Here is a 26,824-nt window from a genome sequence, read left to right as displayed (position 1 = left end):
CGTCACTTGCGGGCGGGCTTCCCGTCGGCATCGACGATGGTCACTTCGCCCAGCTTCAGCGCGCGCACGCCTTTCTCGATCTGCTTGAGGTCGCCGACCACGACCCAGGTCAGGGCCTCCGGGTCGATGGTCGCGGCGGCGGCCTTCACCTGGTCGATGGTCAGGCCCTCGATCTCCGCCTTGCGCTGGAACACGTAGTCGTCCGGACGGCCGTAGCGGACGATGCCGCCCAGCGTGCCCAGCACCGCGTTCGCGGTTTCGTACGAGCCCGGCAGACTGCGGATCTCGGTGGACTGGATCTTGCCCACTTCCTCCGCCGTCGGCGGCGCCTTGCCGGTGGCGAAGGTGGTGATCTCGCGCTGCATTTCCTTCAGCGACTCGATGGTCTTGTCGATCTGCACCGGCGCGAACGCGGTCCACGGACGCTGGCCCAGCGCGTTGGACGCGAAGCTGTACGAACCGTAGGCCCAGTGCTTGTCCTCGCGGAGGTTCATGTTGAGGCGCGAGGAGAACTCGCCGCCCAGCACCGAGTTGGCGATGTCGAACTTCACCGCGCCGGCGTCCTTCGTCGACGGCACCAACTGGCCGACGTAGACGTTGGCCTGGATCGCGCCCGGCTGGTCGATCAGGAACACGCGCGGCTTCTTCGGCAGCGCGACCGTCGGGATCGCCGGGTTGCTGCGGGCTTCGCCCTCGCCCTTCCAGTCGCCGAAGTGCTTCTCCAGCAGCGGCACGATCTCCTTCAGCGTGGTGTCGCCGACGATCACCAGCGTGGCGTTCTCCGGACGCACCCAGGCGCGGTGGTAGGCCAGCAGGTCATCGCGGCCGAGCGCGGCGATCGAGGCCTCGTTGCCGGTGCCGCTAAAGGGGATGGCATACGGATGGCCGGCGCCGTACAGCAGCGGCGGCAGCACGCGCATCGCGGCGCCGTTGGGGCGCGCCTTCTCCTGCTGGATGCCGGCGATCCAGCTCGCCTTCACGCGGTCGATCTCGTTCGCGTCGAAGCGCGGGCGGCGCAGCATGTCGGCGAACAGCGCGATCGACGGGTCGAGGTTCTGCTTCAGCGCCGACAGGCCGGCGCTGCCGCCATCGAGGCTGGCACCGGCGCTGAGGTTGGCGCCCAGCGCCTCGGCGCGGTTGCCGAAGCCGATGGCGTCGTAGTCGCCGGCGCCTTCGTCCAGCATGCCCATGGTGAAGCCCGAGGTGCCGAGCTTGGCGCCGGTGTCGGCGACGTAGCCGCCGCCGAACAGGTAGCTCATCTGCACCACCGGCAGGCCGTGGCGCTCGGCCAGGATCACCTGCGTGCCGTTGGACAGCGTGGCGCGTTCCAGCGACGGGAATTTCAGTTCGGGGAAGGTGTCGGGCACCTTCACGCCTGCCTTGCGGTCGACGCCGGTGGCGGTGGTGCGGAACTTGCGGTCCACCGGCGGCAACACCAGCGGGGTCGGCGTGACCGCCGGCGCTTCGGCCAGCGGCGTGCGCTCGCCGGGCACCACCACCAGCGTGTGGCTGCCGCGGCCGGCGCCGAGCCACGTCTTGCCGGCGGTGGCGATCTGGGCGACGGTCGCGGTGTCGAGGGTGCGCAGCGACTCGCGGAAGCAGCCCGGGTTGCCGGTGTAGACGGCGCACTCGGCCAGCACGTCGGCCTTGCCGCCGAAGCCGCCGATGCGCTCCACGCCGCGGATGAAATCGGCCTTCAGCACGGTGCGCGCCTGGTCGAGCTCGGCCTGGGTCGGGCCGTCGCGCAGCAGTGCCTTCACTTCCTCGTCGATCGCGGCCTCGACCTTCGCCGGGTCCACGCCCTGCTTGATGGTGGCGTTGATCAGGAAGCCGGAGCTGAGCTGCGAGGGCATCATCGACGCGCTGACGTTGTCGACCAGCTTGTCCTTGTGCAGCAGGCGCTGGTCGAGGCGCGAAGAACGGCTGCCGCCCAGCACCTGCGCCAGCAGCTGCAGGCGGTCGGCATCGACCGAGCCGGCCTGGGCGACGTTCCACACGCGGTAGACGCGCGCCTGCGGGACCTTGTCGGCGATCTGCGCGCGGCTGTCGGACGCCATCGGCGCGACGTTGACCTTCGGCTGGGCCATGGTCGGCGTGGCCGGGATGTCGCCGAAGTACTTCGCGACCTTCTGCTTGGCGGTGGCCAGGTCGATGTCGCCGGCCAGCACCAGCACGGCGTTGTTCGGGCCGTACCAGGTGCGGAACCAGTTCTTCACGTCCTCCAGCGAGGCCGCGTTGAGGTCGGCCATCGAGCCGATCGTGTTGTGGTGGTACGGATGGCCTTCGGGATAGGTCGCCTGGCCGATCAGCGTCCACACCTGGCCGTAGGGCTGGTTCTCGCCCTGGCGCTTCTCGTTCTGGACCACGCCGCGCTGCTCGTCCAGGGTCTTCTGGTCGATCGCGCCCAGCAGGTGGCCCATGCGGTCGGATTCCATCCACAAGGCCATGTCCAGCGCGGTGGTCGGCACGTTCTCGAAGTAGTTGGTGCGGTCCTCGTTGGTGGTGCCGTTCTGGTCGGTGGCGCCGGACAGCTCGAAGGGTTCGAAGAACTCGCCCGGATGGTTCTCCGAGCCGTTGAACATCAGGTGCTCGAACAGGTGCGCGAAGCCGGTGCGGCCCTTGGGCTCGTCCTTGCTGCCGACGTGGTACCAGACGTTCACCGCCACGATCGGCGCCTTGCGGTCGGTGTGCACGATCACGCGCAGGCCGTTGGGCAGGGTGAATTGCTGGTACGGGATGTCGACGCCGGCCTCGCGGGCGGGCTTGGCGGCGGCAGCCGGCAGCGGGGCGAACGCCAGGCCGGTACCGACGGCGAGGGCGAGCGAGGCGGCCAGCGCGGCGAAGCGCAGGGCGGAAGGACGGCGGGCGTCGGACATGCAGGACTCCAGGGACAGGCGGGCGCCACGGGGGCGCATGAGCGGATGGACGGACGGGCGCGGCGAGGCCGCGGTTCGACACCGTCCAGCAGGCGTTGCATGCTAGCGGCCGGCCCGGGGGACAGGCACTAGGCCACAAGTCCCGGGACCGGACCGCAGGAGGTCCCCATGTCCAGAGATGCCACGCTCCGACCTGCCACGCCCCGCCACTGCCTCGTCACCGGCGCCAACCGCGGCCTCGGCCTGGAATTCGTCCGCCAGCTGCTGGCCCGCGGCGATCGCGTGGTCGCCGCCTGCCGCCACCCCGGCAAGGCCACCGCCCTCAACCCCCTGGCCGGCGAGCATCCGGGCCACCTGCACGTGCTGCCGCTGGACGTGGCCTCGGCCAGATCGCGCGAGGCCTTCGCCCACGAGCTGCCGCTGGTCTGCGAACGCATCGACCTGCTGGTGAACAACGCCGGCGTGCTGCACTCGGGCGAACGCTTCGGCCAGCTGACCGAGGCGAACTTCGACGACAGCGTCCGCACCAACGCCACCGGCCCGCTGCTCCTGACCCAGGCGCTGGCGCCGCTGCTGGCCGACGGCGCGCGGGTGGCGAACCTGTCGTCCACGTTGGGCTCGATCGCGAACACCGCCCGCTTCGGCACGCCCAGCTACGCCATGGGCAAGGCCGCGCAGAACATGGCGACCCGGCTGCTGGCGCATGCGCTGGCGCCACGCGGGATCGTGGTCGTGGCGCTGCACCCGGGCTGGGTGCAGACCGACATGGGCGGCAGCGGCGCGCAGATCACCGCGACCGAATCCGTGGCCGGCCTGCTGCGGGTGATCGACGGTCTGGCCGCGGACGACAGCGGCAGCTACCGCGACTGGCAGGGCGGCAGCCTGCCCTGGTGAGCCACGGGCGCATGAACGCCGCCGCGGCGTGACCTTCGACACGCGGCGCGGGCCGCCGCCGCTGCTGTGATCGCCCGACCACCCGACCCGCCCACGAGGTTCCCCATGCGATCGCGCCTGTCGCCGTTGCTCCCGTCCGCCCTCGCCCTCGTCCTCGCCGGCTGCGCCACCACGGCCGAATACCGCGACACCAACGCCGCCGTCGACGCCGACCCGCTCTGCACCAGCCAGCCCGATTCGCCGCACACGCCCGTCGCCAGCCGATGCGAGCGCGAATCCGGCGTGCAGTTCAAGCGGCGCGAGCCCGAGCCCCTGGACCTCAAGCGCGAAGGCCGCGACACGCCGCCGCGCTAGGGCCTGGACTGCGCAACGCGCACGAATCGCGTCTACGGGCCCTCGCCGCGCATCCGCGCGCGCCGGGCGACCGTATCCCCGGACATGCGCCTCCCTTCCCGCCCCGCCCTTTCGCTGCTGGTGCTGCTCGGCCTCGCGGCGCCCGCCCACGCCACCCTGCTCGAGACCGTGGGCGACGCCCGCGCCCCCGGCGACAACCGCCTGCTCTACCGCGAGCAGCACCTGATCCGCCGCGACGGCGACCGGCCGCTGGAGCGGCTGGTGATCTACCGCTGCGCCGACGGCACCGCGTTCGCCCGCAAGCGCGTCGACTACCGCGCATCCACCCTCGCACCCGACTTCGAACTGGTCGACGCACGCGGTTACCGCGAAGGCCTCCGCCGCGAGCATGGGCAGACGCGGGTCTGGCACGACGACGGCGCGGCCCGGCCGCTCGCCGCCGCCGACGCGACGCTGGTGGCCGACGCCGGCTTCGACGAATTCATCCGCCAGCGCTGGGCGGCGCTCGCGCCGGGCCGCACGCAGTCACTGGCGTTCGCGATCCCCGCCTTCGGCCGCAGCCTGTCCTTCAAGGTCCACAGCGCGGGCGACCGCACGCCGACGCTGCGCCGGTTCGAGCTGAAGGCCGGCGGCGTGCTGGGCCTGGTCGCGCCCGCCATCGCGGTGGACTACGACGTGCGCGACCGCAGCCTGCGCCGTTTCACCGGGCCGACCAACATCCGCGACGGCAAGGGCCGGCAGATCGAGGCCCGCATCGAGTTCGACGGCGGGCCGCGCCCCGTCGACGACGAAGCGCAGTGGCGACGGCTGGCGACGCTGCCGCTCGGCATCTGCACGCCGGGGCGCTGAGCGCGTGCCGTCGCCGCCGTGACCGCCGCGCGCCGCCCCGGCACAATGCGCGGATGTTCGACGTCCTGCTCTACCAGCCCGAGATCCCGCCGAACACCGGCAACGTCATCCGCCTGTGCGCCAACACCGGCGCGCGGCTGCACCTGATCCGTCCGCTCGGCTTCACGCTGGAAGACGCGCAGCTGCGGCGGGCCGGGCTGGATTACCACGAGTACGCCACGCTGCGCGTCCACGACAGCCTCGACGCCGCGCTCGACGCGCTGCGGCCGCCGCGGTTGTTTGCACTGAGCACGCGCAGCACGGTGCGCTACGACACCGTGGCGTTCGCGCCGGACGACGCCTTCCTGTTCGGCCCGGAGACCCGCGGCCTGCCGGACGACGTGCTGGACGCGATTCCGGAGACGCAGCGCCTGCGCCTGCCGATGCGGCCGAACAACCGCAGCCTCAATCTCTCCAACGCGGTCGCGGTGGTGGTGTTCGAGGCCTGGCGCCAGCAAGGCTTCGCGTGATCCATCCCGGCGGGCGCGGCACCCATCACAGTTCCGCCCCGGCATCACGCAGGTCGCCGCGACGCGATTGAAGCCGCCCCGGGCGTGCGCGTAGGCTCGACGCAGACACGGCATCGCGAAGGGGGACGCATGCTGGCGAAGGAGCTGTTCGCGACACTGCTGGGGCTGCCCGCCGGGTGGCAGATCCGGGACATCGAGGTGTCCCCGACCCAGCCCCGCATCGACATCCACGTGGAGCGCGCGCCGTCGGCGCTGGACAAGCTGCTGCGGCGACGCCAGGACACCGTCGAACACCGCTGGCAGACCCAGCCGGTCGCCGGCCGCAGTTGCTTCCTCCACCTGCACGTCCCGGGCGGCGAAGCGCTGCCGAACGAGCCCTGGACGGGCGACAGCGGCCGGCCCTTCACGCGGGAATTCGCGCAACGCCTGCGCGTGGTCGGCACCGCGCTGCGCACCGGCGACGAGCGCACGGTGTACGAACAGACCCTGCGCGTGAGCGTGACCGACCTGCGCCGCCAGGACATCTTCGGCGGCGGGGCCGCCGCCGCGCCGAGCATGCCGACGCCGCCTCCGCACGGCGCGCCACCGCCGCCGGCACCGCGCCCGGCCTCGCCTCCGGCCCACGCCGCGTCGGCACCGGCACCGGCACCGGCCGCAGTGGCGCCTGTCGCGCCGGCGGCCGTGCTGCCCGCCGCCGCCATGGCATCGGCCGACGACGCACCGCTGCCCGATGGCGCACATCCGCTGTGGCGCAGGCTGGCGCTGGGGGAAGTCGGCATCGACATCCGCTCGCTGCCGCTGAAGCTGCTGCTGACCCGGATCCGCATGCAGGTGAAACAGGACCCGCGGATGCTCGCCGACGCCAGCGCGGAGCTGCACCGCTTCTTCATCGACCGCGCCCGCATCCTCGGGCACGAAGTGGCCCAGATCGGCCGACTCAAGGAACGCAACACATGAGCCATGCCTACGGCCAACTGCTCGGCATCGAGGAAGCCGGCGCACTGATCCTCGCCGGCGGCGACCGCTGCTTCGCGATCTGCGGCGACGAGGCGATGCTCGCCCGCCTGCCGCGCGGCCGCTGGGTCGGCGGCACCATCCCGTACTTCATGGCCGAGGACCTCGGTGGCACGGTCAGCCGCCGCCACGTGCTGGTGGCCGAACTGCCGACCTTCGGCCGCGCCGCGTCGATCCGCAGCTACGATCGCGACGCGCTGGCGCGCATCCCGCGCGACGCGCCGGCGAACGGCTATTCCTTCCTGATCCTGCCCGCCTTCTCCGACGCGCACCTGGAATTCGCCAAGAGCGCGCCGTACTACCCCGACCTGTTCCTCAAGCCGCTGTTCGGCTGGGTCGCCGGCATCCACCTGGACGACCTGGGCACGGTGGCGCCGAAAGTGTTCGCCGGCGACACCGGCACGGCCTTCACCGACCGCGCGGTGGTCCTGCACGTCGAACTGCCGCCGGACAAGGTCGCGGTGGTCGACATCCTCAACATCTTCGAGCCGGCGGACGGCACGGTGATCGCGTTCCCGTCGACCGGCTTCTCCGCGCAGGACTGCACCATCGACGGCCATCCGGAGAACTTCGCGCGCTGGTGCGAGCGCATGCAGATCGATTCACGCCTGCCGCTGGTCGCCGATTACTGCGGCGCCAACGTCAACGTGTGCATCCGCGAAGTGGACGCGGCAAAGGGCGAGGTGAGTTTCTATGCGCCGGTGTTCGACGGCGTGCAGTACCGCTTCGCGAAACCGGTGCCGGACTATCCGGCCGCGTTCGCCGCGGCCATGGCCTCGCTGCCGGCCTCGGCGCCGTTCGCGTGCAACTGCATCCTGAATTTCCTGTACGGCGGACTCGAAGGCCATCTCGCCGGCATGCCCGGGCCGGTGACGTTCGGCGAGGTCGCGTACCAGTTGCTCAACCAGACGATGGTGTACTTCGACATCCAGAACGTCTGAGCGCGGCGCCTGCGCGCGATGCCTGTGCGCAGGCGGTCCTCCGCAGCCGCGGGGCGCCGTCCGTGGCGCCGCCGCGTTGCGTGTCCCGCAGCGGCGGGACGTGGGAACGCGACATCCTGTCGCGGAGGCGGTACGCGCTTCGTCCGCCGGGGCGTGGGGGCACGCGCTTCTGCGGCGCGCTTCATCGTGGTGCGGGAAGCGGACGCGCAGGGCGCGCGTCCGCCGGGGGAGGAAGAAGGAGAGGTGCGACCGGTCAGTGCTTGCCCGGCTTCGCGGACGCGCCACGACCGTTGATGGCCACGTAGGCCTTGTATTCCTCGCCGGTCAGCGCACCGTCGGCGTTCGCATCGGCCTTGTCGAACACGGCGCCGAGCGACGGCACGGCATCGGCCTCGGACTTGCTCAGGCTGCCGTCCTTGTCCGCGTCCAGGTCCGACCAGCGGGTCGATTTCGGCGTGGCGGCGGCGGTCGCGGACGGGGCGGCGGTCGCGCCCTGGTCCTGCGTGGACTGCGCCTGTGCCTGCGGGTCCTGCGTCTGCGCGGCATCGGCGTTCTGGGCGAAGGCCGGCGTCGCGAAGGCGGCGGCCAGTGCGATCAGGAAGGGGGCGCGGATGTCGATTCGCTGCTTCATCGGGATGTCTCCGGGGGAAAGGGAAGCCAATCGACCGGCGGGGTGTGGGAGGGCGCCGGTCGAGGTCGAGACTGCGCATCCCGCGATGAACCGTTTCCGTCATGCACGCGCCGCACGCAACGCGGCGTTAACCACATCGCGCGCGGAATCGGATAGCCGCGACATCACGCGCACGCAGCCATGCGGCTTCGCGCCGCACAAACTGAATGCCGCAGGCGTTCATCGGACTGAATCGAACACAACCTTCACGAATGCGCCGCGCATGCCGCGTGCATGCGTCATGCGCGCGCCGGATGCGAAGACGGGCGCGAGGTGCGCGGCGTCACGCCTGCGCGAGCAGGTCCGCGAGTTCGCCAGCCATCGTCGGGCGCACCACGCGCGCGATCTCGACGCCGTCGCGCAGCAGCAGCACGCTGGGCCACAGCTTGATGCGATAGCTGCGGCCGAGCGGACGGCCCGGGCCGTCCTCGATCTTCAGGTGGCGCACGTCGTCGCGCGCGGCCAGCGCTTCGCGCAGCAGCGGCTGCGCCGCGATGCAATGCGGGCACCAGGCCGTGCCGAATTCGAGCACGGTCAGCCCCGGCAGCGCGTCGACGTCGGCGCGCGCGGGTTCGGAAACGGCATGTTCGGCGGTGTAGGACATGGCGGTGCTCCGTGCCGTGCGCTCACATGTGCTGGGCGGGCGTGTGCTGCGGCTGCACGGGCGCCTGCGTCGCCGCCTGCTGGGCCGCCTCCTGCCGTTGCCGGCCCAGGAACTCGGCGGTGACTTCCAGCGGCTGGTTCTTGTACGCGTCGATCGGCATGGCGATCTTGCCAGTGTCCGCGTCCAGCGGTCCCTGCACGCCGAAGAGGGTCTTGCCGTCGACGCTGGGCACCACGTGGTCGATGCCGATGCCCTTCTCGCGGGCATAGACCACCGCCACCATCGCCAGGTTTTCCTGCTGCGCCGGCGACAACGGTCCGGTCTTCGTCGGATCGAGCCCCTCCACGCCGACCTTCACCTTCGCGAACAGCTCCGCATCCTCGGTGTGCAGGTCGCGGAGCGCTGCTTCGCGGGGCGTCACGGTCTCCTTGGTGCGCTTGCTCGCCGACTGGCGGTTGTCGTCATCGTCGTCCAGCGCGAAGTTCGGGGTGTAGACACTGTTGCGGTCGCGCTTCAGCGGATTGGCCGACGCATCGTCGTCCTGCACGGGCGCATGGCCGCCCATCACGATGTCGTCCTCGTAGACCACGGGTTCGTGGTCATCGACCACGGTGGCGTTCGGCTCGGGCGTGGCGTACTCCACGTCGTCCAGCTCGGGATCGTACAACTGCCCGTCCACGCCCAGTTCCCATTCGTGCGCACTGTTGGCGCTGCGCGACACCAGGCGCAGGTTTTCCGGGTTGTTGTAGAGATCCATCACGTCCGCCTTCGAAATCGCCGGCGGCGGCTCGTCTCCGCTGACCTGCGCCAGTTCGCGGGCTTCGCGGTTCGTGTCGAGCACCTTCTGCAGCGCGACCGCGAACGGGACTTCATGGTCGATGTCGAGGCCGCCGCGGGTGACCAGCTGGCCGGTGGCGCTGCAGCGGAACAACTGGACCTCGTGGTCCCTGGAACGATCGTCCGGATGGTCCGGGTCGGGCACCTTCACTTCGCCCGCGTACGCTTCCTTCAGCGCGTGGTCCAGCCACTTCGTCTTGATCGGATCATCGAACCCCAGCGTCTTGCGGGTCGTGCCCGGTGCCCACTCCGCGTCGACCGTCTTGGCGGTGCGCTTCACACCGTCGACCTCGGGATCGTAGGCGGGATAATCCTTGCTCGCGTCGAAATGCACCTTCTTGTCGACCCAGTCGCGCCACTCCTTCGAGTCGACGCCGTGGGTGTCGAGGATCGCGTCCGCGGCATTGCGCGCGCGGTTGTACGTCGCCGGCACCGTGCGCAGGTTGTCCGCGTCGTTGTAGGCGAGCATGGCGTCCTCGCGGCTCCAGACCTCCTTGTCCTCCAGGTGCTGTCGCCACGGGGTGATGTGGTCCACGTCCAGCGCCTCGGGCGAATTCCACGTCCGCGTGCGTTCGTCGAAGAACAGCAGCAGCTCCTTGTCGTCCAGCTTGACCACGGCGCTGCGGGCGTTGGTCTCCGTCCACTCGTTGCGCATGTACTCGGCGGTGGAGTCGTAGAAGGACAGCGTGTCGCGCTTGCTCTGCGGATCCCATTCCTTGTCGAAGTCCTTCCCGTGTGCGGTCGGCAGCTCCTCTTCGGTGTAGGCGATCCTGACCGTGTGGCCGTGCAGCAATTCCTTTTCCATGAGGGGCATCGTCGTTCTCCCTGATCCGTGTCCTGTGGATGCGCCACGAGGCGTGGCGGTCCGCGTCAGCGCCGCACTTTACATCCGCGCAGTCCGCGGGCGCATGTGTCTTCACGCACGGGCGCGGTGCGCGATCGGGACGGCGACGACGCAGGTGCGGTGACCGGCGCGATCGGTGCGATCGGACGCGGCGACCGCGGCGCGGCACCCGGCAGCAGGAACGGGCCGATCAGGCTGTCGATGTCGACTTCCTCCAGCGCGCCGATGTCGACCGTGAAGTAGCCCTGCGGCAACCGCGCGCGCTGGTCGCCGATCGCCAGCTTCGCGCGCAGCGGCGGATCGTAGCTGACGCGCGGCAGCGACCACGGCATCGGGAACGCCGCGGCCGTCGCCGGCAGGTTGACGCCGGCGTTGCGCAACGGGCTGTTCGCGGTCGGCCGCAGATTGCGCGCGGCGATGTCGCGGAAGCCCGGATCGGTGCCGGTCACGGTGCCGGTCCACTCCGGCGGCACCGACGTCGCCGTCGCCTGCACCCAGTTGCGGCTGCCGGCCACGTTGCGCGTACCGCTCCACGGCGTGGTCACGAACGGCGCGCAGAACGGCGCGTCCGGCGTGAGGTTCTCGCGCACGATCGCCGGCGCGGCGCCGCCGGTCTGGAAGATCGCGTTGTCGTGCATCTCCAGGCTGCCGAGTCCGAGCTGCACGTACACCGCGTTGGCGCTGCCGGCGCGATCGAACAGGATCGTGTTGCCGACCATGCGCACGCGGCCGTCGCTGGCACCGTTGAGGTCGCCGCCGGCGCGGATCGCGTTCGACCACGACGAGGTGTGCACGATCACGTTGTTCAGCAGCTCGCTGTCCTCGCGGCGCAGGGCGCGCGTCCAGCCGGCCTGCTGCGTCTCGCAGTCGGGGCCGATGAGTTCGATCTCCTGGTAGAACGCGCCCTCGAACCAGTTCGAGTGGATGAAGCTGCGCTCGTGCCGCACCTTCAGCAGGTTGCCGCCATTGCCGTCGTGCACGTAGTTCCAGCGCATCGTGAAGGTCGCGCCCGGATGTGCGACTTCGTCCGACTGCATGTAGATCGTGTGCTTGGTGGTGCCCGCGCCGCTGTCGTACAGCTCGCTGTATTCCAGCGTGAACGAGCCGGAATTCTGGTCGGCACCGAGGATGCCCTGTCCGGGACAGGCATGGATCACCGCGTCGCGCACGACGATGTCGTCGGCCTCGCTGAACACGCAGGTGCTGCTGCCGCCGCGCACCTCGAAGCCCTCGAACACCACGTGGTCCGCGCGCTCGAACTTGAAGGTGTGGATGCCGCCGGCCAGCACCGGCCGGGTCGCGCCGGCGACGCGCTTCCAGCGCACGATCACCGGATTGCCGGGCGTGCCGCCGTCGTCCTCGCCCATCTTGGCGCTGTTGTAGGTCGCATTGCCGTCGACCTCGACGATGTCGCCGGGCGCGATGTCGTTGGCGTCGAACAGCGTCGACAGCTGGGTGTAGTCGCGGCCGTTCGGGCCGACGGTCCAGGTGCGCGCCTCGGCGACGGGCGCGGCAAGGGCGGCGGACAGCAGGCAGGCGGCCAGCGCGGACCTGCGCGGAAAGGCGTGGGGGGACATCGCGTGCTCCGGAAGGGATCGGATGCGGACGCCCCCTCGCCCGCCGCCGGCATCGTACCGCCGGCGACCTCGGCGGTCGATGCGGCAACCGCGCGGTTATCCTGCCGTCCCGCCCACAAGGAACGTCCATGCGCACCCACGTCCTCGTCCGTCCCGCCGCCCGCGGCGGCAAGTTCCTCGGCCCCGACGCCGCCGACAGCCGCGGCATCAGCGCCTGGGTCGCGATCAGCGACCTGTCGGACGGCCGCGTGCTGGCCGAAGCGGAGATCGACACCGCTGGCCGCGACGCCGGCCCGGCCGACATCATGGCGCCGGTCAGCCGCGCGAAGCCTTACGCCACCGACGCCCAGACCATCGGCGCGACGCTGGCCGTCGACATCGACCGCCCGACCGTGGTGCGCATCACCGTGCGCGGCCCGCTCAGCCACCTCGACCAGGCGCGCGAGGCGCAGGCCGACGTCCTGCTGCTGCCGGGCGTCGACATCGGCACCGACAAGGCGCCGCAGGGCGTGGTGATCGAGATCCCCGGGCTGTGCCTGAGCGGCGCCACGCTGACGATCGCCGACGGCCGCATCGCCTGCCAGGCGATGGTGACGATGATGTGCGGCTGCCCGATCGAGGCTTCGCCGACATGGTTCTGGCCCAGCGACGCGTTCACGGTGCAGCTGGTGGTGCACACCCGCTCCGGCAAGTCGCAGCCCTACACGCTCGACTTCGACACCACGCCCGGCGTGAAGAGCAGCTTCATCGGCAACTGGACCGACGCCACGCCGCCGGACGACCCGATCACCGAGGTCTGGCTGCTGGCGTGGCAGCCGTCGATGGGCAACCAGGGCCGGCTGCGCCTGCGCTGACGCTTGCCGGTACGTCACGGGGCCGCGCGCAGCGCGCCGGCCTCGGGCATGATGCGGCCTTTCGCCGACCGGAACCCGCGATGTCCCCCGATTCCCGCCACCCTCGCGACGTTCGCCCCGACTGGGCCGGACGCGTGCGCGACGTGCCCGATTTCCCGAAGCCGGGCATCGTCTTCAAGGACATCACGCCGATGCTGGGCGACGCCGGCGACTTCGCCGCGGCAATCGACGCGATGGCCGCGCCGTGGCGCGACGCCGGCATCGAGGCCGTGCTCGCGATCGAAGCGCGCGGTTTCATCCTCGGCGCGCCGCTGGCGCGCGCGCTGGGCGCCGGGTTCGTGCCGGCGCGCAAGCCGGGCAAGCTGCCCGGCCGCACGCTGCGCCAGGCCTACGCGCTGGAATACGGCGAAGACGCGCTGGAACTGCACGCCGACGCGCTGCGTCCCGGTGCGCGCGTGCTGCTGGCGGACGATGTGCTGGCGACCGGCGGCACGCTCGCCGCGGCGCGTGCGCTGGCGATGCAGGCGGGCGCGCACGTCGTCGGCGCGACGGTGCTGATCGAACTCGCGGCCCTGGGCGGCCGCGCGCGCTGGAAGGATGCGGCGCCGATCGAGGCGGCGTGGCGGCTCTGAGGGGCTTTGCGATCCTTGGGGGAGCGTGATCGCGGGTTGGTGATCGAATGTATCGTTCCGGAGCGGGGCGACCTTCCGATGTCATCCCGAACCGCAGGTGAGGGATCTGCTTGTCTTTCTGGCGTTTCACCCGAGGAACAACAGATCCCTTACCTGCGGTTCGGGATGACAACAAGAATGGCCGGGCTGCATCGATCAACGCAGGGCGATGCGGCACGCATCGCACGCGAGCCCGATCTCAATCCGCCTTCCCCGGCGCCAGCAATTCGAACTGCAAGGCTTCGCCGGCCTGCGCCGACGGTGCAATCCAGACGTCGAACACACCCGGTTCCACGGTCGGGCGGTTGTCGATGTCGCGGAAACCGAGGTCGTCGCGCGTCAGCGTGAAGCGCACTTCGCGGCGTTCGCCCGGCGCCAGTGCGATCTTCTCGAAACCTTTCAGTTCGCGGATCGGGCGCACGCGGCTGGCGACGCGGTCGCGCACGTAGAGCTGCACGACTTCCTCCGCCGCGCGGTCGCCGACGTTGGCAATGGTGGCGATGGCGACGACCGCGCCGTCCCACGACATCAGCGAGCGGTCCAGCCGCACGTCGCGGTACTCGAATCGGGTGTAGGTCAGGCCGTGGCCGAACGGATACAGCGCGGTGTGCGTGGCTTCGCGCCAGCGCGTGCGGAAGGCTTCCAGGCCGCCCGGTTCGTACGGACGGCCGGTGGCGGTGTGGTTGTAGAAATACGGCTGCTGGCCGGCATCGTGCGGGAAACTCACCGGCAGGCGGCCCGACGGGCTTTCGTCGCCGAACAGCAGGTCGGCCATCGCATGGCCGGTCTGCGTGCCGAGGAACCACGTCACCAGGATCGCATCCGCGGCACGCACCTCCGGGCCCAGCGCCAGTGCGCGACCGGTGCGCAGCAGCACCACGACCGGCTTGCCGCAGGCGACGATCGCTTCGACCAGTTGCTGCTGCACGCGCGGCAGCACGATCTGCGTGCGCGACTGCGCTTCGCCGGAGTAGCGCGCGGGTTCGCCGACGGCGAGCACCACCACGTCGCTGGCGTGGGCCGCTGCGCATGCGGCGTCGACGCCACCGGGGATCGCGTCTTCGATGCCGCAGCCCTCGATCACCGCAAGCGCGGCGGGATCGGCGAGCGCGGCGCGCAGGCCGGTGGCGAGGTCGATCTCGCGCGTGCCGTCGCCGAAGATGTTCCAGCAGCCGGCGAGGTTCTCGCGATCGTTCGCGAACGGACCGACCAGCGCGATCTTCTGCCCGGCGCGACGCAGCGGCAACACGTCGCCGTCGTGCTTGAGCATCACCACCGAGCGCCGCGCGACGGTGCGCGCCAGCGCGTCGTGGTCGGCGATGTGGTCGGCGGGCGCCGCTTCCCTCGCCGGATCGAGCGAGCGGTACGGGTGGTCGAACAACCCCATCCGCGCCTTCACTTCCAGCACGCGGCGCACCGCGGTGTCGAGCGTCGCCATGCTCAAGGAGCCGTCGGCGACGAGATCCGCAACGTGGTCGAGGAAGGCGCCGCTCTGCATGCTCATGTCGAGCCCGGCATCGAGGCTGAGCTTGGCGGCGTGGCGCGTGTCCTCGGCGAAGCCGTGGGCGATCAGCTCGAAGTCGGAGGTGTAGTCCGAGACGACGAAGCCCTCGAAGCCCCACTGCTCGCGCAGCAGCGTGGTCAGCAGTGCGCGATTGGCGGTCGCCGGCACGCCGTTGATGTCGTTGAACGAACTCATGATCGACAGCGCGCCGGCGTCGATCGCCGCCTTGAACGGCGGCAGGTGGACTTCGTGCAGCGTCTGCGGCGAGACGTCGACCGCGTTGTAGTCCAGGCCCGCGGCCACCGCGCCGTAGGCGGCGAAATGCTTGGGCGTCGCCAGCAGCGAATCGTCGGCGGTCAGGTCCTCGCCCTGGAAGCCGCGGACGCGGGCCTGCGCGAACCTGCAGGCGAGGAAGGTGTCCTCGCCGGTGGTCTCGGCGACCCGGCCCCAGCGCTGGTCGCGGGCGATGTCGACCACCGGCGCGAAGGTCCAGTGCAGGCCCTCGCGGGTGGCCTCGATCGCGGCCGCGCGCGCGGTGCGCTCGGCCAGCGCGGGCTCGAAGCTGGCGGCCTCGCCCAGCGGGATCGGGAACACCGTGCGCATGCCGTGGATGACGTCCGCGCCGAACAGCAGCGGGATGCCCATCCGGCTCTCCTCCACCGCCATCCGCTGCAGCGCCGCGCCGTCGACCGCGCCGACGCCGTTGAACAGCGCACCCACGCGGCCGGCGCGGATCAGGTCGCGCACCGCGTCCGGGCCCCACTGGAAGGAATCGGGATTGACCTCGAAGGCGTAGGGGCGCACCGAATCGGCCAGGATCGTCAGCTGGCCGATCTTCTCCTCCACGGTCATGCCGTCGATGAGCGCGGGAATGTCGACGAACTTGGCCATCCGGGGATGGTGCCTTTGCACGGGGTATGCCGGCGGCCATGGTATGTAACCGTTTACATGAGTGTCAACACGCGGGCGGCGCCAACGCGGTCGCTCCCCCTCCGGGTCCGGGATCGGACAAGAAGGCCACGGCGACACGAAGTCCGACGCCCGGAGCGACTCGCTTGCAGAGGTCTGGCTGGCACTCAGATCGATCCGGCGATGCCAGCTTCTGTCCGGCCAGCGCCACCCTCGCTTGAAGCCGGCTTCGAATGCCGTGCCGCATCCGATTTACACGGCCTGTCGCGCTCGGGGGAAGGGCCCCGCCCTCTCGCGAGGACAGACCCTCGGCCCATCCATGTCGCATGCTATTTTTCGGCGCTCCGGAAATGCCGCCATCGACTCGCTCCATTCGACATGACCACGCGCCACCTTCTTTGCCTCGCGCTCGCCATCGGCCTGTCCTGCGTCGCTACTGCGTTCGCCGATGAGCCCGTCGCCCGCTATTCGGCCGCACGCGCGACGGAAGCACGCGCATTGCCCATCCACATCGGCATCGTCTCGCAGCGCATTCGTCCGCAGATGGCCTTCCAGTACACGAGCTACGACGGTCGAAGCATGCCTCCCCCGAATTACCAGGGACTCTCGGTCATGCAGGGCACCGCCGCGAATGCGCTCGGCGGGGCACTCGCCGAAGCCATCACCAACAAATCCATGCGCGAACTTGCAGAAGACGAGGCGCGAATCCGCTTCGGCCATGTCACCCGCAATCACTGCGACCTCGCCTACGGAGACAGACTCGCGGCGTCGCTGACCGAGTCATTCCACGATGCGTGGCCGGACGCCAGAGTCGAAGTGCATTTCCTCGAGCCGGGACAATCGATCGAAGGCATCGTCGGCAAGCAGGTGCCCCGCTACGAAATCCTCGCCGGCATCACCCTGCTGCCGGATGGATCGACACTTGCGGGCAGCATCGACGCCCGCGCCTTCAGGGCCGATCCCGGCAGCGGGCAGCCATCGAAGACCCCGGACTGGGAAGACAGCATGGTCGCAATCGGCGATCTTCCGCCGTCATTGCCCGCCAAGACCCCGCAGGACACCGAGCAGATGCTCGCCGATGAAGCCGCACGCTTCGAAGCGCTGGATGTAGGGCAGACGATCCGCAGGCTCAACGCGGAAGGGGCGACCTCCGCCAACAAGCTCGACCGGCAACGGGTCGGGAAACTGACTGCACAGCATCAGCGCGCCATCAAGGAAGCCAAGCGACCGAAGTGGACGCCGCTCGCCCAATCCCTCCGTCGGTCGGCCATGCTGTCGGCTTCGGACTGTGCAGGCATGCAGTCCGCGCTCGAACAAGTGTTGGCCGGTACCCGCACCCTGATGGACGATCTGCTGCGCGGCAGACTGCCCGCTTCGTCCGGAACCGAAGTCTCGCCGGGCCCAGAGGAACAATCGCCCGGGGAACGGAGAACCTCGAAGGCGCATGCCAGAACCATCGCCCGCCTTCCGGACGGCACGATCCTCCTGCACCGTCCCGGCGACCTTCCATCGCTGGCGCATCGACATTCGATCCTGCTCGACCCGTGACAGACGCCGGTTCCACACGGCGATGCCTCCTCCACCGTTGGAAAGGCACACGCTTTCCGCTCACCCCGAGCATCGCACCAGACCTTCCGCCATGATCGACCACGACCCACTCCACCGCGATGGCTACGCCCTGCTGCGCGGGGCGATCCCCGACGACTGGCTGCCGTCGCTGCGCGAGACCTTCGATGCCGGCGTGCAACCGTCGGAACGGTGGGCGGTGCCGCGCGGGCCGGGCTGGCGACATTCGCTGCTGGATCTCGACCCGCAGGTGCAGGCCGTGTGCCGCCTGCCGGCGATGCTGGCCGTGGCCGGCGCGCTGATCGGCGAACGCTTCTTCCTCGCGCAAGTGGAAGGCCGCGAGCCGCTGGAAGGCGGCGGCCACCAGGGCCTGCATCGCGACCTGTCGGCGAACCGGCCCGGCGACACGGTCAACGCCCTCGCCTTCCTCGACGACTACGGGCCTTACAACGGCGCGACGCGGCTGATCCCCGGCAGCCATCGCCCCGCGCCTGACGCGCCGCCGGTCCACACACTCGACGAAACCGGCGTGATCCAGCTCAGCGGCCACGCCGGCGACATCCTCGTGTTCGACGCCGACCTGGTGCACGCCGCGACGCTCAACCCCACCGGCGCGCGCCGACGCAGCCTGCTGATCGGCTATTTCGCCGAACCCCGCCACGCCGCGCACCTCGCCACCGCGCACCTGCGCAGCGTGCGCATGGACACGAGCGCATGGTTCGAGCCGCCGGGCGTCGATGCACACGAAGCGGCGATCGCCGCCCCGCGCGCGTGAGGCGCACCCCGCCTCAGGGTTTGTACTGCGAGCCGAGGCCGACAACGATCGACGTGCAGCTGCCCGCGGCGTTCCATACGAACCACAGGTACGACTCGCTGCTCAGGCTGCGCGCCGCCGCGATCAGGCCCGGATCGGTCGTCAGGCAGGTGCGGTACACCCCCGCGGCATTGGTGGCGTAGCACAGCGCGTTGTCCGCGCGGATCGTGCAGCCCAGCTTCTGCACGGTATCGGCGGAACGGCGCGTCGCCACCAGCGTGCCGAACGCCTGCTTGTTGACGTCGTCGATGACGACCTGGAAGTTGCCGTCGTTGCCCGCCTGCGCCGCTGCCGCCCACAGCGACAAAACGGCCGCCAGCACGCTCCCCATGTTCCTGCGCCTCATCCCTCACCTCGCTGTCCAATGATCGTCGCGGGTCGGCGCAGTCGACATCGCATGCCTGCACGCGCCCGTCCTCTCGGCGCGATGCGCCAGCGAGTTCAACGGCGTTCCGCGGGTGTTCCGGACGTCGGGGGTGGCGTGATCGGGAAACGTGATCGGAAAACGGAGGGGCGACGATGCCCCCGGAACGACGACGGCCGCCCAAGGGCGGCCGTCGTGGCAATGCAGGCAGTGCGAAGGACGATCAGCCGTCGGTCGGTTTCTCTTCCTGCGCTTCCGCTTCGGGTGCCTCGATCGTGTCCTCGGTGCTTTCGGCGGCGGCACCGTCGGCAGGCGCAGGCGTCTTCGGCATGATGCCCGCCAGGGTCGGGTCGTCCGGCTTGAGCAGCTTCAGCGGCTTGTCCTTGCTCGTGGCCGGCTGCTGCCAGATCGTGGAGGTGTCGAGGATGTTCACGCCCGCGAACACGATGGTGGTACCGAGCTTCGGCAGGAACAGCATCCGGCCGTCCTCTTCGGACAACTTGTAGCCCACGACCTGCAGCGGCTTGTTGACGTGCACGAAGAAGCCGTGGACGTTCGTGAGCGACGCCTCTTCACGCGGATACGGCGTCGCGATGTCCTTCAGCATGGTCTGGATGGCGAGGTCGAGCAGCCTGCTCACCTGCGCCCGCAACGGTGCGCCGTCGTTCTCGGTCCAGCTGCCCGCCCCGACCAGCGGCATGCGCGCACCGGTGGACGCGATGTAGCGGGTCGTCCACAGCTTCGACTTGCCGTCCTTGCCCATCAGCTTCACGCGGAGCGTGACGTACGGCAGCACTTCCTGCTGGCTGGCGAAGCTCATCACGACGGCACCCGTCACTTCGAACTTGCGGTCGGGCGTCGCGTCGGCCGTGAACTTTCCGGCGTAGGCCGGATCCGCCATCGCCGCCATCAGCTTGGCCTTGGCTTCTTCGTCGATCGAGAAGGTCAGCGCCTGCTCTGCCGACGCCATCGCGTCCTTGCCGTGGCTCGCATTGACGCCGTTCTGCACGGCCACGCCGATCAGGCCGAACAGCAGCATCGGCGCGGCGCCGCCCTTCTGGTGGCCGGAGATGATCACGTCGCTGTTCGGCACGCGATAGGTGCCGAGCGGCAGGTCGGTCCACTTGGAGACCTGGTCGGTCGAGAACTCGACCTGCGTCGGACCATCGAAGCTCGGCGCCACCAGCGTCGCCTTGGGCGTGCCGGCCAGCGCGTGCAACGGAAGGCTCGCGAATGCGAGCAGGCAGGAAAGGCGAACGAACGCCTTGCGGATTTTCATTGGTTTGTCCCCTGTGGGAAGAAATGTCCCGCAGGCATTTTCTACGTTTCGGGCAGACATGAAAACCGCAGGAATGTCCTGTCTCCGGGCGGATCGGCGTAGCACCGCCACTGGCCCGACCCACCGGCATCACGACGCTGGTGGCGATCGCGAACGCATGCCCCACTGCACACCGGAAAGAAGCCGGCCGCCTTGCGGCGGCCGGCTTCGTCCTGCATTGCACGCGGGTGCGGGATCACGCGACGATCCTGTTCGCGCGTCCGGGGCGGAGGCCCCGGGCCCCGCGCCGCGAAGGCGCATCACTTGAAGTGATAGGCGCCACCGACGCTGAGGCTTTCGATCTTGTAGCCGACGCCCAGGTCGTCCTGGCCCTTCAGCAGGCGGGCCCATTCGACGTTGAGGCTCCACTTGTCGCCCAGCGGCACATCCATGCCGATGCCGAAGCTGGGCTTCGAATCCGAATCCGACGCGCTCAGGCCGAGCGCCTTGACGCGGAAGGTTTCCTGGCCGTGCGTGTAGCCCACCAGCACGTAGGGAGACACGCGGCCGACCGGAAGGATCCCCTTCATGTAGGCGCCATAGAGATGATCCAGTTCGAGATCGACGGGCAGGCCGCCGAAATTCGCGCTGTCGCTGCTCACGCCCGTGGCGTAACGCGCTTCGACCGCGAAATGCTCGTTCACTGTGATGCCGGCCCTGATGCCGGCAGCGACCGGGTAGATCCCGGGAGCCTCATCGCCCTTGTCGGTGACGCGAATGACACTGGCACCCACGTAGTAGTTTTCGATCGCCATTGCGGAAGGCGAAGCGATCGCCATGCCACTCGCGATGAGCAGAAGCCCGATGTTTTTGAGCATACAAATTCCCTTTGAGGTTTCAAGAAAATGCGGAACGGTTTTTCACTCGATATGAGCAAAAAGGCTGGAAACTGATTTTTGCCCCATTTAGTCATCCGCAAGCCGGGATGACGCAGATTGATCTTATGTCAAAGCACAAAGATGGCGCAACGCCTTTGCCGCGCAGATGCCCGGGCCACGACCCGGAAGCCACGCGCCGCGGCAGTCACGAAGGTGTCACGCTTGATCGACGCGACCATGCGCAGTCAACGTTTTTTCACCTTGTCACCGGACACGCGGCCGAAGGCATCGCGCGGCAATTGCACTGCGCAGCGCTCATCACGGATGCGTCCGGCACCGCACGCCTGAAAGCAGACAATCGCATTGCCGCGGCCACTGCTGTCTTGCGCCGGGAGTCGGCGAGTGTGGCATCGAATGGCGATGTTCGCTGCGCCCACCACCGCATTGCAACGCCATCGCATGAGCCCGGCCGGCGCGCTACGCACTTGTCCAATTCATGGGCAAACGTCCATCGCGGACGTAGCGGTGAAACGAGGAATGCGGCCAGTCGGCGACACGGCCAACCAGGCCATGCTTCACGGGATTGAAGTGGATGTAGTCGATGCAGCGACGCAGATTCCGCTCGTCGCGCACGACGTGTTCCCAGTAGCGACGTTGCCAGATGCCGCGTTCGCCCTTGGCGATCCGCCGGCACGATCGCCACTCGCCGCCGGGTTGCGCGCGTGCGAAGAGTGTCTTGATGTGGCGCCATCGCGTCGCGATGTCGGCATCGCCCTCGGGCAATACCCAGACGCAATGCAGGTGATCCGGGAGGATGAGCCAGGCCGGGAGGCCGAACGGACGCTGCGCATGCGCCTGTCTGAAAGCGTCACGCAGGTCGTCGATATTCTCGACCAATAGACGGCGATGACGTTCGAGCAGGTTGACCGTGAAGAAATAGGTGCCCCCGGGCACCCAGCAGCGACGATAGTGAGGCATGCATCCAGCGTGCCCCGGACGCCTGCGCGCGAATATCGGGACATCCCGCATCATCGCATCGGAATTCCCCGACGCCCCGTCCGCGACGCACGTCGCGCGCCACCCATGCACCACGCCAACGGCGTCCGGGCGCCCCGCAGTCGCCCCGAAAACGGCGGGTCAAGACCCGCCCTACCCCGCCGTAGGGCGGGTCTTGACCCGCCTTACGGGTTTGACCCGCCTTACGAGTTTGCGAATTACGCGTTTACGGACCCCGATCACCACATACGCGACGAATGAAAATCCTCAATAAGGCCGAGTTCTTCCAATCGAATTGCCATCGTGGTCGGCGAGACCCTGAAAACCTTGGAAAGCGGCTCAAAACACCGCCCCATATACATGGCCGACTGAGCTACAGCATAGGAAACATCCCTTGTGCTACGAATTCTGTGTCTCGCCGAACCAAAATTCATGCCGAAGATTGAATCCTCATTTAGCCTGAATATTTCACTTCCAAATCTTTTCTCGAACTCATTAAGCACGAGCTTTGGCGACATCAAGAAAGCTGACGTGAACCTGTCAGCATCAACCTCAACTTTATTCTTACGAGGCAACGGCCCAGACAAAGCACGATCCCGATGCAATCCGGTCATGTTTGGATGAAGCTCCGCATGCGCCAACTCATGCCCCGTCGTAAAGCGAATTTCCTTGTAGTCAAGTGCGGAAGAGATTTTCACTATCTTCCGCTCATTATCTATTAGACCCGCAACCCGAACACGGCGCCCATCCTCATGCATTTCCCCCAAATCATTTTCTGTAATTACTTGAAAGCCAAGCATGTGAAGCGCAACGCCCGGCTCTAAAAGGTCCATGAAATCTTGGGGTGGCTGCCCACAAAAAAGGTCGTATTGATTATTCCAGATGGACAGGCGCAGCTGATGCGCCCGCTCTTCGATTGTCGAAGCCTTGCGAAGCTCAACTACACGCTGATTAATGTTTGAGTTCATGATGTACTCACCCACACTTCGAATACCCACAATTCAGACAAGTCGCACACCCATCCATGATCACGATGGCCTTCGTGCTGCACTTGTGGCACATCGTCGCCGAAGGCGGGAACGACACGCCTTCACCGGTGACTTCGATCTCTTCGTGGTGGACGGCCGGGGCGGCGCCGGTCACGTCAGGCTTTTTTTTTGAGCGGTTCTCTTCGTAGGCGCGGCGCTTCTCGGCGATCAGGGCGCGCTGGTGGTCGCTCATCTCGGGGTCGTGCATCAGGCCGATGGTCTTGAGGTGATCCTCGACGATCATGCCCAGTTCGGCGACCAGCGACGGCATGTACACGCCGCCGGCCTTGAAGTAGCCGCCCTTGGGGTCGAACACGGCCTTCATTTCCTCGACAAGGAAGGTCACGTCGCCGCCCTTGCGGAACACCGCGGACATGATCCGGGTGAGGGCGACGATCCACTGGAAGTGCTCCATCGACTTCGAGTTGATGAAGATCTCGAAGGGGCGGCGCTGTTCGTGTTCGCTGCCGGCGTTGAGCACGATGTCGTTGATGGTCACGTACATGGCGTGTTCGACCAGCGGCGACTTGATCTTGTAGGTGCTGCCGATCAGCACGTCCGGGCGCTCGATCCGCTCGTGCATCTGGATGACGTCGGCCACGGGCAGTTCGGATTCGACGGTCGCGCGCGCGACGGACGCGCCTGCGGCGGCCTCCTTCGCCTTGTCCTCGGGCTTGACGACGGCGTAACCCTTGATTTTCTTGTCGATCTTGACGGCCATGGTGCGTGTGTCCGGATGCAGTGTGCGTGTGACATGGATGCCCTCCCCGGCCCTCCCTCTCGCGGCGCGAAAGGGAGGGCGGGAGGCGCGTTGGCTTACTTCTTCGCCGCCTTGCGGGCGGCTTTCTTCGGGGCGGCTTTCTTCGCGGCTTTCTTCGGAGCGGCCTTCTTCGCCGCCTTCTTCACGGTCTTCTTCGCCGCGGCCTTGCGGGCAGGCGCCTTCTTCACGGCAGCCTTCTTCACGGCAGCCTTCTTCGACGGCGTCTTCTTCACGGCCGCCTTCTTCGCGACTGCTTTCTTCGCCGCCGCTTTCTTGACGACCTTCTTGACGGCTTTCTTCACCGCGGCCTGTTTGGCGGCGGCTTTCTTCGCAATCTTCTTGGCCGCCTTCTTCACGGCCTTCTTCTCGCCGGCGACCTTGGCCTTGACCGTCTTCACGGCCTTGGCGGCCTTGGCCTTGGCGTCGTCGACCATCTTGCCGGCCTGCTTGCGGGCCTTGGCGACGCGCTTCTTCGCCTTGCCGACGGCCTCGGTGACGGCCTGGCCGGCGGGCGTGTTCGCGACGGCCTCACCCATTTCCTTCGCCTTGTCCGCCACCGCTTCGGCGGCGTCGGAAATGGCTTCCGTGATCACATTGCCATTGCTCATGGTGGTTCCTCGTCAGGGGACTACGGGCGGGTCGCCCGTGGATGCAATGTAGCGCGATCCGGGAAGGCTGGCGCAGGCGTGCGGGCGGGTCGGCGACGAGCGGAACGCGCGGCGATTCGCTCCCGCGTCACCCCTCCCCCTGCACGCGAGGAGAGGGAGGGAAACGACGCGGTCAGAACTTGCCGTAGTAGCCTTCTTTCAGCGCGTCGAAGAGGTTGGCGGCAGTGTGCATCTCGCCGTCGTATTCGATCTCTTCGTTGCCCTTGACCTCGACCAGGCTGCCGTCTTCCAGCTCGAAGCGGTACAGCGTGTTCTCGAGGTCGGCTTCCTTCACCAGCACGCCCTGGAAAGCGGCCGGGTTGAAGCGGAAGGTGGTGCAGCCCTTCAGGCCCTGCTGGTAGGCGTAGCGATAGATGTCCTTGAAGTCCTCGTACGGGTAGTCGGTCGGGACGTTCGCGGTCTTGGAGATGGAGCTGTCGACCCACTTCTGCGCGGCGGCCTGCACGTCGACGTGTTCCTTCGGCGAGATGTCGTCAGCCGAGATGAAGTAGTCGGGCAGCTTCGCATCCGGATCGTCGCTGAAGGGCATCGCCTTCGGGTTGACCAGTTCGCGGTAGGCCAGCAGTTCGAAGCTGTAGACGTCGACCTTTTCCTTCGACTTCTTGCCTTCGCGGATCACGTTGCGGCTGTAGTGGTGCGCGAACGAGGGTTCGATGCCGTTGGAGGCGTTGTTGGCCAGCGACAGCGAGATGGTGCCGGTGGGCGCGATCGAGCTGTGGTGGGTGAAGCGGGCGCCGGTCTCGGCCAGCTGGTCGACCAGCTCGGGCGCGACCGAGGCCACGCGCTGCATGTAGCGGCTGTATTTCGCGTGCAGCACCTTGCCGGGGATCTCCTGGCCGACCTTCCAGCCGTCGCGCGCCATTTCCGGGCGCTTGCGCAGCATTTCGGCGGTGACCGCGAAGCGCTCTTCCATGATCGGTGCCGGGCCCTTCTCGTGGGCCAGCTGCAGCGCGACTTCCCAGCCGGCCACGGCCATGTCGCGGGCGATCTGCTCGGTGAATTCGAGCGACTTCGCGCTGCCGTACTTCATGCCGAGCATGGTGATGGTGCTGCCCAGGCCGAGGAAGCCCATGCCGTGGCGGCGCTTGCGCAGGATTTCCTGCTGTTGCTGCTGCAGCGGCAGGCCGTTCACCTCGACCACGTTGTCGAGCATGCGGGTGAAGACGCGGACGACTTCCTTGTATTCCTCCCAGTCGAACGAGGCCTCGTCGGTGAACGGCTTGCGCACGAACTTGGTGAGGTTGACCGAGCCCAGCAGGCAGGCGCCGTAGGGCGGCAGCGGCTGCTCGCCGCAGGGATTGGTGGCGCGGATGGTCTCGCACCACCAGTTGTTGTTCATCTCGTTGACCTTGTCGATCAGGATGAACCCGGGCTCGGCGTAGTCGTACGTCGAGACCATGATCATGTCCCACAGGTGACGGGCGCGGATGTGGCCGTAGATCTTGCAGGCCACCATGCCGTCGTCGCGGGTGATGTAGTTGCGGGTGGTCGGCCAGTCGCGCCACACGACCTGCTCGGGGTTGCCGATGTCGAGGTCGCCGACTTCCTTGGCGTTGATCGGGAACACCAGCGGCCAGTCGGCGTCGGTCTCGACCGCCTGCATGAAGCCGTCGGTGATCAGCAGCGACAGGTTGAACTGGCGCAGGCGGCCGTCCTCGCGCTTGGCGCGGATGAAGTCCTTCACGTCCGGGTGGGAGACGTCGAACGTGCCCATCTGCGCGCCGCGGCGGCCGCCAGCGGAGGAGACGGTGAAACACATCTTGTCGTAGATGTCCATGAAGGACATCGGGCCGGAGGTGTAGGCGCCGGCGCCGGCCACGAACGCGCCGCGCGGACGCAGCGTGGAGAACTCGTAGCCGATGCCGCAGCCGGCCTTCAGCGTGAGACCGGCCTCGTGGACCTTCTCCAGGATGCCGTCCATCGAATCGTGGATGGTGCCGGAGACGGTGCAGTTGATGGTGCTGGTGGCCGGCTTGTGTTCCAGCGCGCCCGCGTTCGAGGTGATGCGGCCGGCCGGGATCGCGCCGCGGCGCAGCGCCCAGACGAAACGCTCGTACCAGTACTTCTGCTTCTCGGCGGTCGGCTCGGCGTCGGCCAGGGCACGGGCAACGCGCTGGTAGGTGCCGTCGATGTCGGCATCGACGTCCGTGCCCTGCTTGGTCTTGAGCCGGTACTTCTTGTCCCAGATGTCCCAGGACGCCGGCTGCATCGGAATCTCGGCGGCAGCCTCCGCCTTCGCCACGGCCTCAAGACGCACGGTACTCATTCCACTCCCATCCTCGTCGTTCTCGGGTCGCGGGACATGCCGCGGCCTCGTTGTCATCGGGGTGCCGACGGCGGAGCCCCTGCTCTACGCCTTCAGCGGATTCTGTGATGCGGTACCAGTCCGACCGCGTGTGACGCTCCTGTACGCCCGACAGCACGAAAGACGCCCTGAATCGACGGACTTCCGCTTGCGAACGCCTGCCGCCCGTCGTGTCTTCCGTGGAACCACATGTCCCGTGAAACACCATTGGTTGGGTCAGCCGCCACGTTCACCCCAAGATGTAGTGGCGACGCGGGGTGCCAAGCTACGCGCCCCGTTC

24 protein-coding genes are annotated in these 26,824 nt (G+C 68.2%); 10 read left to right on the top strand and 14 right to left on the bottom strand.

The window, feature by feature from the left end:
* Positions 1-2 precede the first annotated feature (2 nt).
* Positions 3-2,876 (bottom strand): M16 family metallopeptidase, encoded by a 2,874-nt coding sequence (locus tag ACT53R_RS13930; RefSeq protein WP_476172493.1) that lies wholly within the window; start codon positions 2,874-2,876, stop codon positions 3-5.
* A 168-nt stretch (positions 2,877-3,044) separates the two neighbouring features.
* Here ACT53R_RS13930 and ACT53R_RS13925 point away from each other — a divergent pair, with 168 nt between their 5' ends.
* The 6 genes from ACT53R_RS13925 (at position 3,045) to ACT53R_RS13900 (ending at position 7,437) form a co-directional block, all read left to right on the top strand.
* Complete coding sequence (locus tag ACT53R_RS13925; protein WP_476172492.1) at positions 3,045-3,770, top strand: SDR family oxidoreductase; 726 nt, start codon at positions 3,045-3,047, stop codon at positions 3,768-3,770.
* Positions 3,771-3,875: 105 nt separating this feature from the next.
* Positions 3,876-4,124: a hypothetical protein gene (locus ACT53R_RS13920; protein WP_476172491.1), complete on the top strand. Its 249-nt coding sequence runs from the start codon at positions 3,876-3,878 to the stop codon at positions 4,122-4,124.
* A gap of 84 nt (positions 4,125-4,208) precedes the next feature.
* Positions 4,209-4,973 carry a hypothetical protein gene (locus tag ACT53R_RS13915; protein ID WP_476172490.1) on the top strand — a complete coding sequence of 255 codons (765 nt, stop codon included), beginning with the start codon at positions 4,209-4,211 and terminating at the stop codon, positions 4,971-4,973.
* A gap of 53 nt (positions 4,974-5,026) precedes the next feature.
* Positions 5,027-5,482: a tRNA (cytidine(34)-2'-O)-methyltransferase gene (locus ACT53R_RS13910; RefSeq protein WP_476172489.1), complete on the top strand. Its 456-nt coding sequence runs from the start codon at positions 5,027-5,029 to the stop codon at positions 5,480-5,482.
* 129 nt (positions 5,483-5,611) lie between these two features.
* Positions 5,612-6,439 (top strand): hypothetical protein, encoded by an 828-nt coding sequence (locus tag ACT53R_RS13905; RefSeq protein ID WP_476172488.1) that lies wholly within the window; start codon positions 5,612-5,614, stop codon positions 6,437-6,439.
* Complete coding sequence (locus ACT53R_RS13900) at positions 6,436-7,437, top strand: DUF6976 family protein (protein WP_476172487.1); 1,002 nt, start codon at positions 6,436-6,438, stop codon at positions 7,435-7,437. Before ACT53R_RS13905 ends, ACT53R_RS13900 begins: the two co-directional genes overlap by 4 nt.
* A gap of 253 nt (positions 7,438-7,690) precedes the next feature.
* Here the strand turns inward: ACT53R_RS13900 and ACT53R_RS13895 are convergent, their stop codons facing one another.
* From ACT53R_RS13895 to ACT53R_RS13880, 4 genes are all read right to left on the bottom strand, one after another.
* On the bottom strand, positions 7,691-8,068 hold the full coding sequence (locus tag ACT53R_RS13895) for an EF-hand domain-containing protein (protein ID WP_476172486.1): 378 nt from the start codon (positions 8,066-8,068) through the stop codon (positions 7,691-7,693).
* 322 nt (positions 8,069-8,390) lie between these two features.
* The gene (locus tag ACT53R_RS13890; RefSeq protein WP_476172485.1) at positions 8,391-8,711 is read right to left on the bottom strand and encodes a thioredoxin family protein; all 321 of its coding nucleotides are present in this window, start codon (positions 8,709-8,711) and stop codon (positions 8,391-8,393) included.
* A 22-nt stretch (positions 8,712-8,733) separates the two neighbouring features.
* Positions 8,734-10,362 (bottom strand): XVIPCD domain-containing protein, encoded by a 1,629-nt coding sequence (locus ACT53R_RS13885; RefSeq protein WP_476172484.1) that lies wholly within the window; start codon positions 10,360-10,362, stop codon positions 8,734-8,736.
* A gap of 56 nt (positions 10,363-10,418) precedes the next feature.
* Positions 10,419-11,969, bottom strand: coding sequence for a hypothetical protein (locus ACT53R_RS13880; RefSeq protein ID WP_476172483.1), 1,551 nt, complete (start codon positions 11,967-11,969; stop codon positions 10,419-10,421).
* Between the two features lie 128 nt (positions 11,970-12,097).
* Between ACT53R_RS13880 and ACT53R_RS13875 the strand changes: the two genes are divergently transcribed.
* The gene (locus ACT53R_RS13875; RefSeq protein WP_476172482.1) at positions 12,098-12,823 is read left to right on the top strand and encodes a hypothetical protein; all 726 of its coding nucleotides are present in this window, start codon (positions 12,098-12,100) and stop codon (positions 12,821-12,823) included.
* Between the two features lie 80 nt (positions 12,824-12,903).
* Positions 12,904-13,455 (top strand): adenine phosphoribosyltransferase, encoded by a 552-nt coding sequence (locus ACT53R_RS13870; RefSeq protein ID WP_476172481.1) that lies wholly within the window; start codon positions 12,904-12,906, stop codon positions 13,453-13,455.
* Between the two features lie 238 nt (positions 13,456-13,693).
* On the opposite strand, the gene ACT53R_RS13865 is transcribed toward ACT53R_RS13870, so the two are convergent.
* Positions 13,694-15,889: a glycoside hydrolase family 3 N-terminal domain-containing protein gene (locus ACT53R_RS13865; RefSeq protein WP_476172480.1), complete on the bottom strand. Its 2,196-nt coding sequence runs from the start codon at positions 15,887-15,889 to the stop codon at positions 13,694-13,696.
* A 396-nt stretch (positions 15,890-16,285) separates the two neighbouring features.
* Between ACT53R_RS13865 and ACT53R_RS13860 the strand changes: the two genes are divergently transcribed.
* Together ACT53R_RS13860 and ACT53R_RS13855 are read left to right on the top strand one after the other, a co-directional pair.
* A complete protein-coding gene (locus ACT53R_RS13860; RefSeq protein ID WP_476172479.1) occupies positions 16,286-17,455 on the top strand; it encodes a hypothetical protein in 1,170 nt (389 codons plus the stop codon).
* 91 nt (positions 17,456-17,546) lie between these two features.
* Positions 17,547-18,248, top strand: a complete 702-nt coding sequence (locus tag ACT53R_RS13855; RefSeq protein WP_476172478.1) for a phytanoyl-CoA dioxygenase family protein — start codon at positions 17,547-17,549, stop codon at positions 18,246-18,248.
* A 13-nt stretch (positions 18,249-18,261) separates the two neighbouring features.
* On the opposite strand, the gene ACT53R_RS13850 is transcribed toward ACT53R_RS13855, so the two are convergent.
* The 8 genes from ACT53R_RS13850 to ACT53R_RS13815 all read right to left on the bottom strand — a co-directional run bounded on the left by ACT53R_RS13850 (position 18,262) and on the right by ACT53R_RS13815 (position 26,505).
* A complete protein-coding gene (locus ACT53R_RS13850; RefSeq protein WP_476172477.1) occupies positions 18,262-18,609 on the bottom strand; it encodes a hypothetical protein in 348 nt (115 codons plus the stop codon).
* Positions 18,610-18,874: 265 nt separating this feature from the next.
* Entirely contained in the window at positions 18,875-19,930 is a 1,056-nt protein-coding gene (locus tag ACT53R_RS13845; protein WP_476172476.1) for a hypothetical protein, read from the bottom strand.
* A 299-nt stretch (positions 19,931-20,229) separates the two neighbouring features.
* Complete coding sequence (locus ACT53R_RS13840; RefSeq protein ID WP_476172475.1) at positions 20,230-20,787, bottom strand: porin family protein; 558 nt, start codon at positions 20,785-20,787, stop codon at positions 20,230-20,232.
* Positions 20,788-21,264: 477 nt separating this feature from the next.
* Positions 21,265-21,765: an REP-associated tyrosine transposase gene (locus ACT53R_RS13835; protein WP_476172474.1), complete on the bottom strand. Its 501-nt coding sequence runs from the start codon at positions 21,763-21,765 to the stop codon at positions 21,265-21,267.
* Positions 21,766-22,022: 257 nt separating this feature from the next.
* On the bottom strand, positions 22,023-22,751 hold the full coding sequence (locus ACT53R_RS13830; protein ID WP_476172473.1) for an ImmA/IrrE family metallo-endopeptidase: 729 nt from the start codon (positions 22,749-22,751) through the stop codon (positions 22,023-22,025).
* A gap of 7 nt (positions 22,752-22,758) precedes the next feature.
* Positions 22,759-23,532: a TSCPD domain-containing protein gene (locus tag ACT53R_RS13825; RefSeq protein WP_476172472.1), complete on the bottom strand. Its 774-nt coding sequence runs from the start codon at positions 23,530-23,532 to the stop codon at positions 22,759-22,761.
* Between the two features lie 95 nt (positions 23,533-23,627).
* Positions 23,628-24,179 carry a hypothetical protein gene (locus ACT53R_RS13820; RefSeq protein WP_476172471.1) on the bottom strand — a complete coding sequence of 184 codons (552 nt, stop codon included), beginning with the start codon at positions 24,177-24,179 and terminating at the stop codon, positions 23,628-23,630.
* A gap of 172 nt (positions 24,180-24,351) precedes the next feature.
* The gene (locus tag ACT53R_RS13815; RefSeq protein ID WP_476172470.1) at positions 24,352-26,505 is read right to left on the bottom strand and encodes an adenosylcobalamin-dependent ribonucleoside-diphosphate reductase; all 2,154 of its coding nucleotides are present in this window, start codon (positions 26,503-26,505) and stop codon (positions 24,352-24,354) included.
* Positions 26,506-26,824: the final 319 nt, after the last annotated feature.

Source organism: Lysobacter sp. DMC104 (assembly GCF_056313665.1).
Note: the sequence above shows the minus strand (reverse complement) of the source record. Positions and strands in the feature narration are given on the sequence as shown.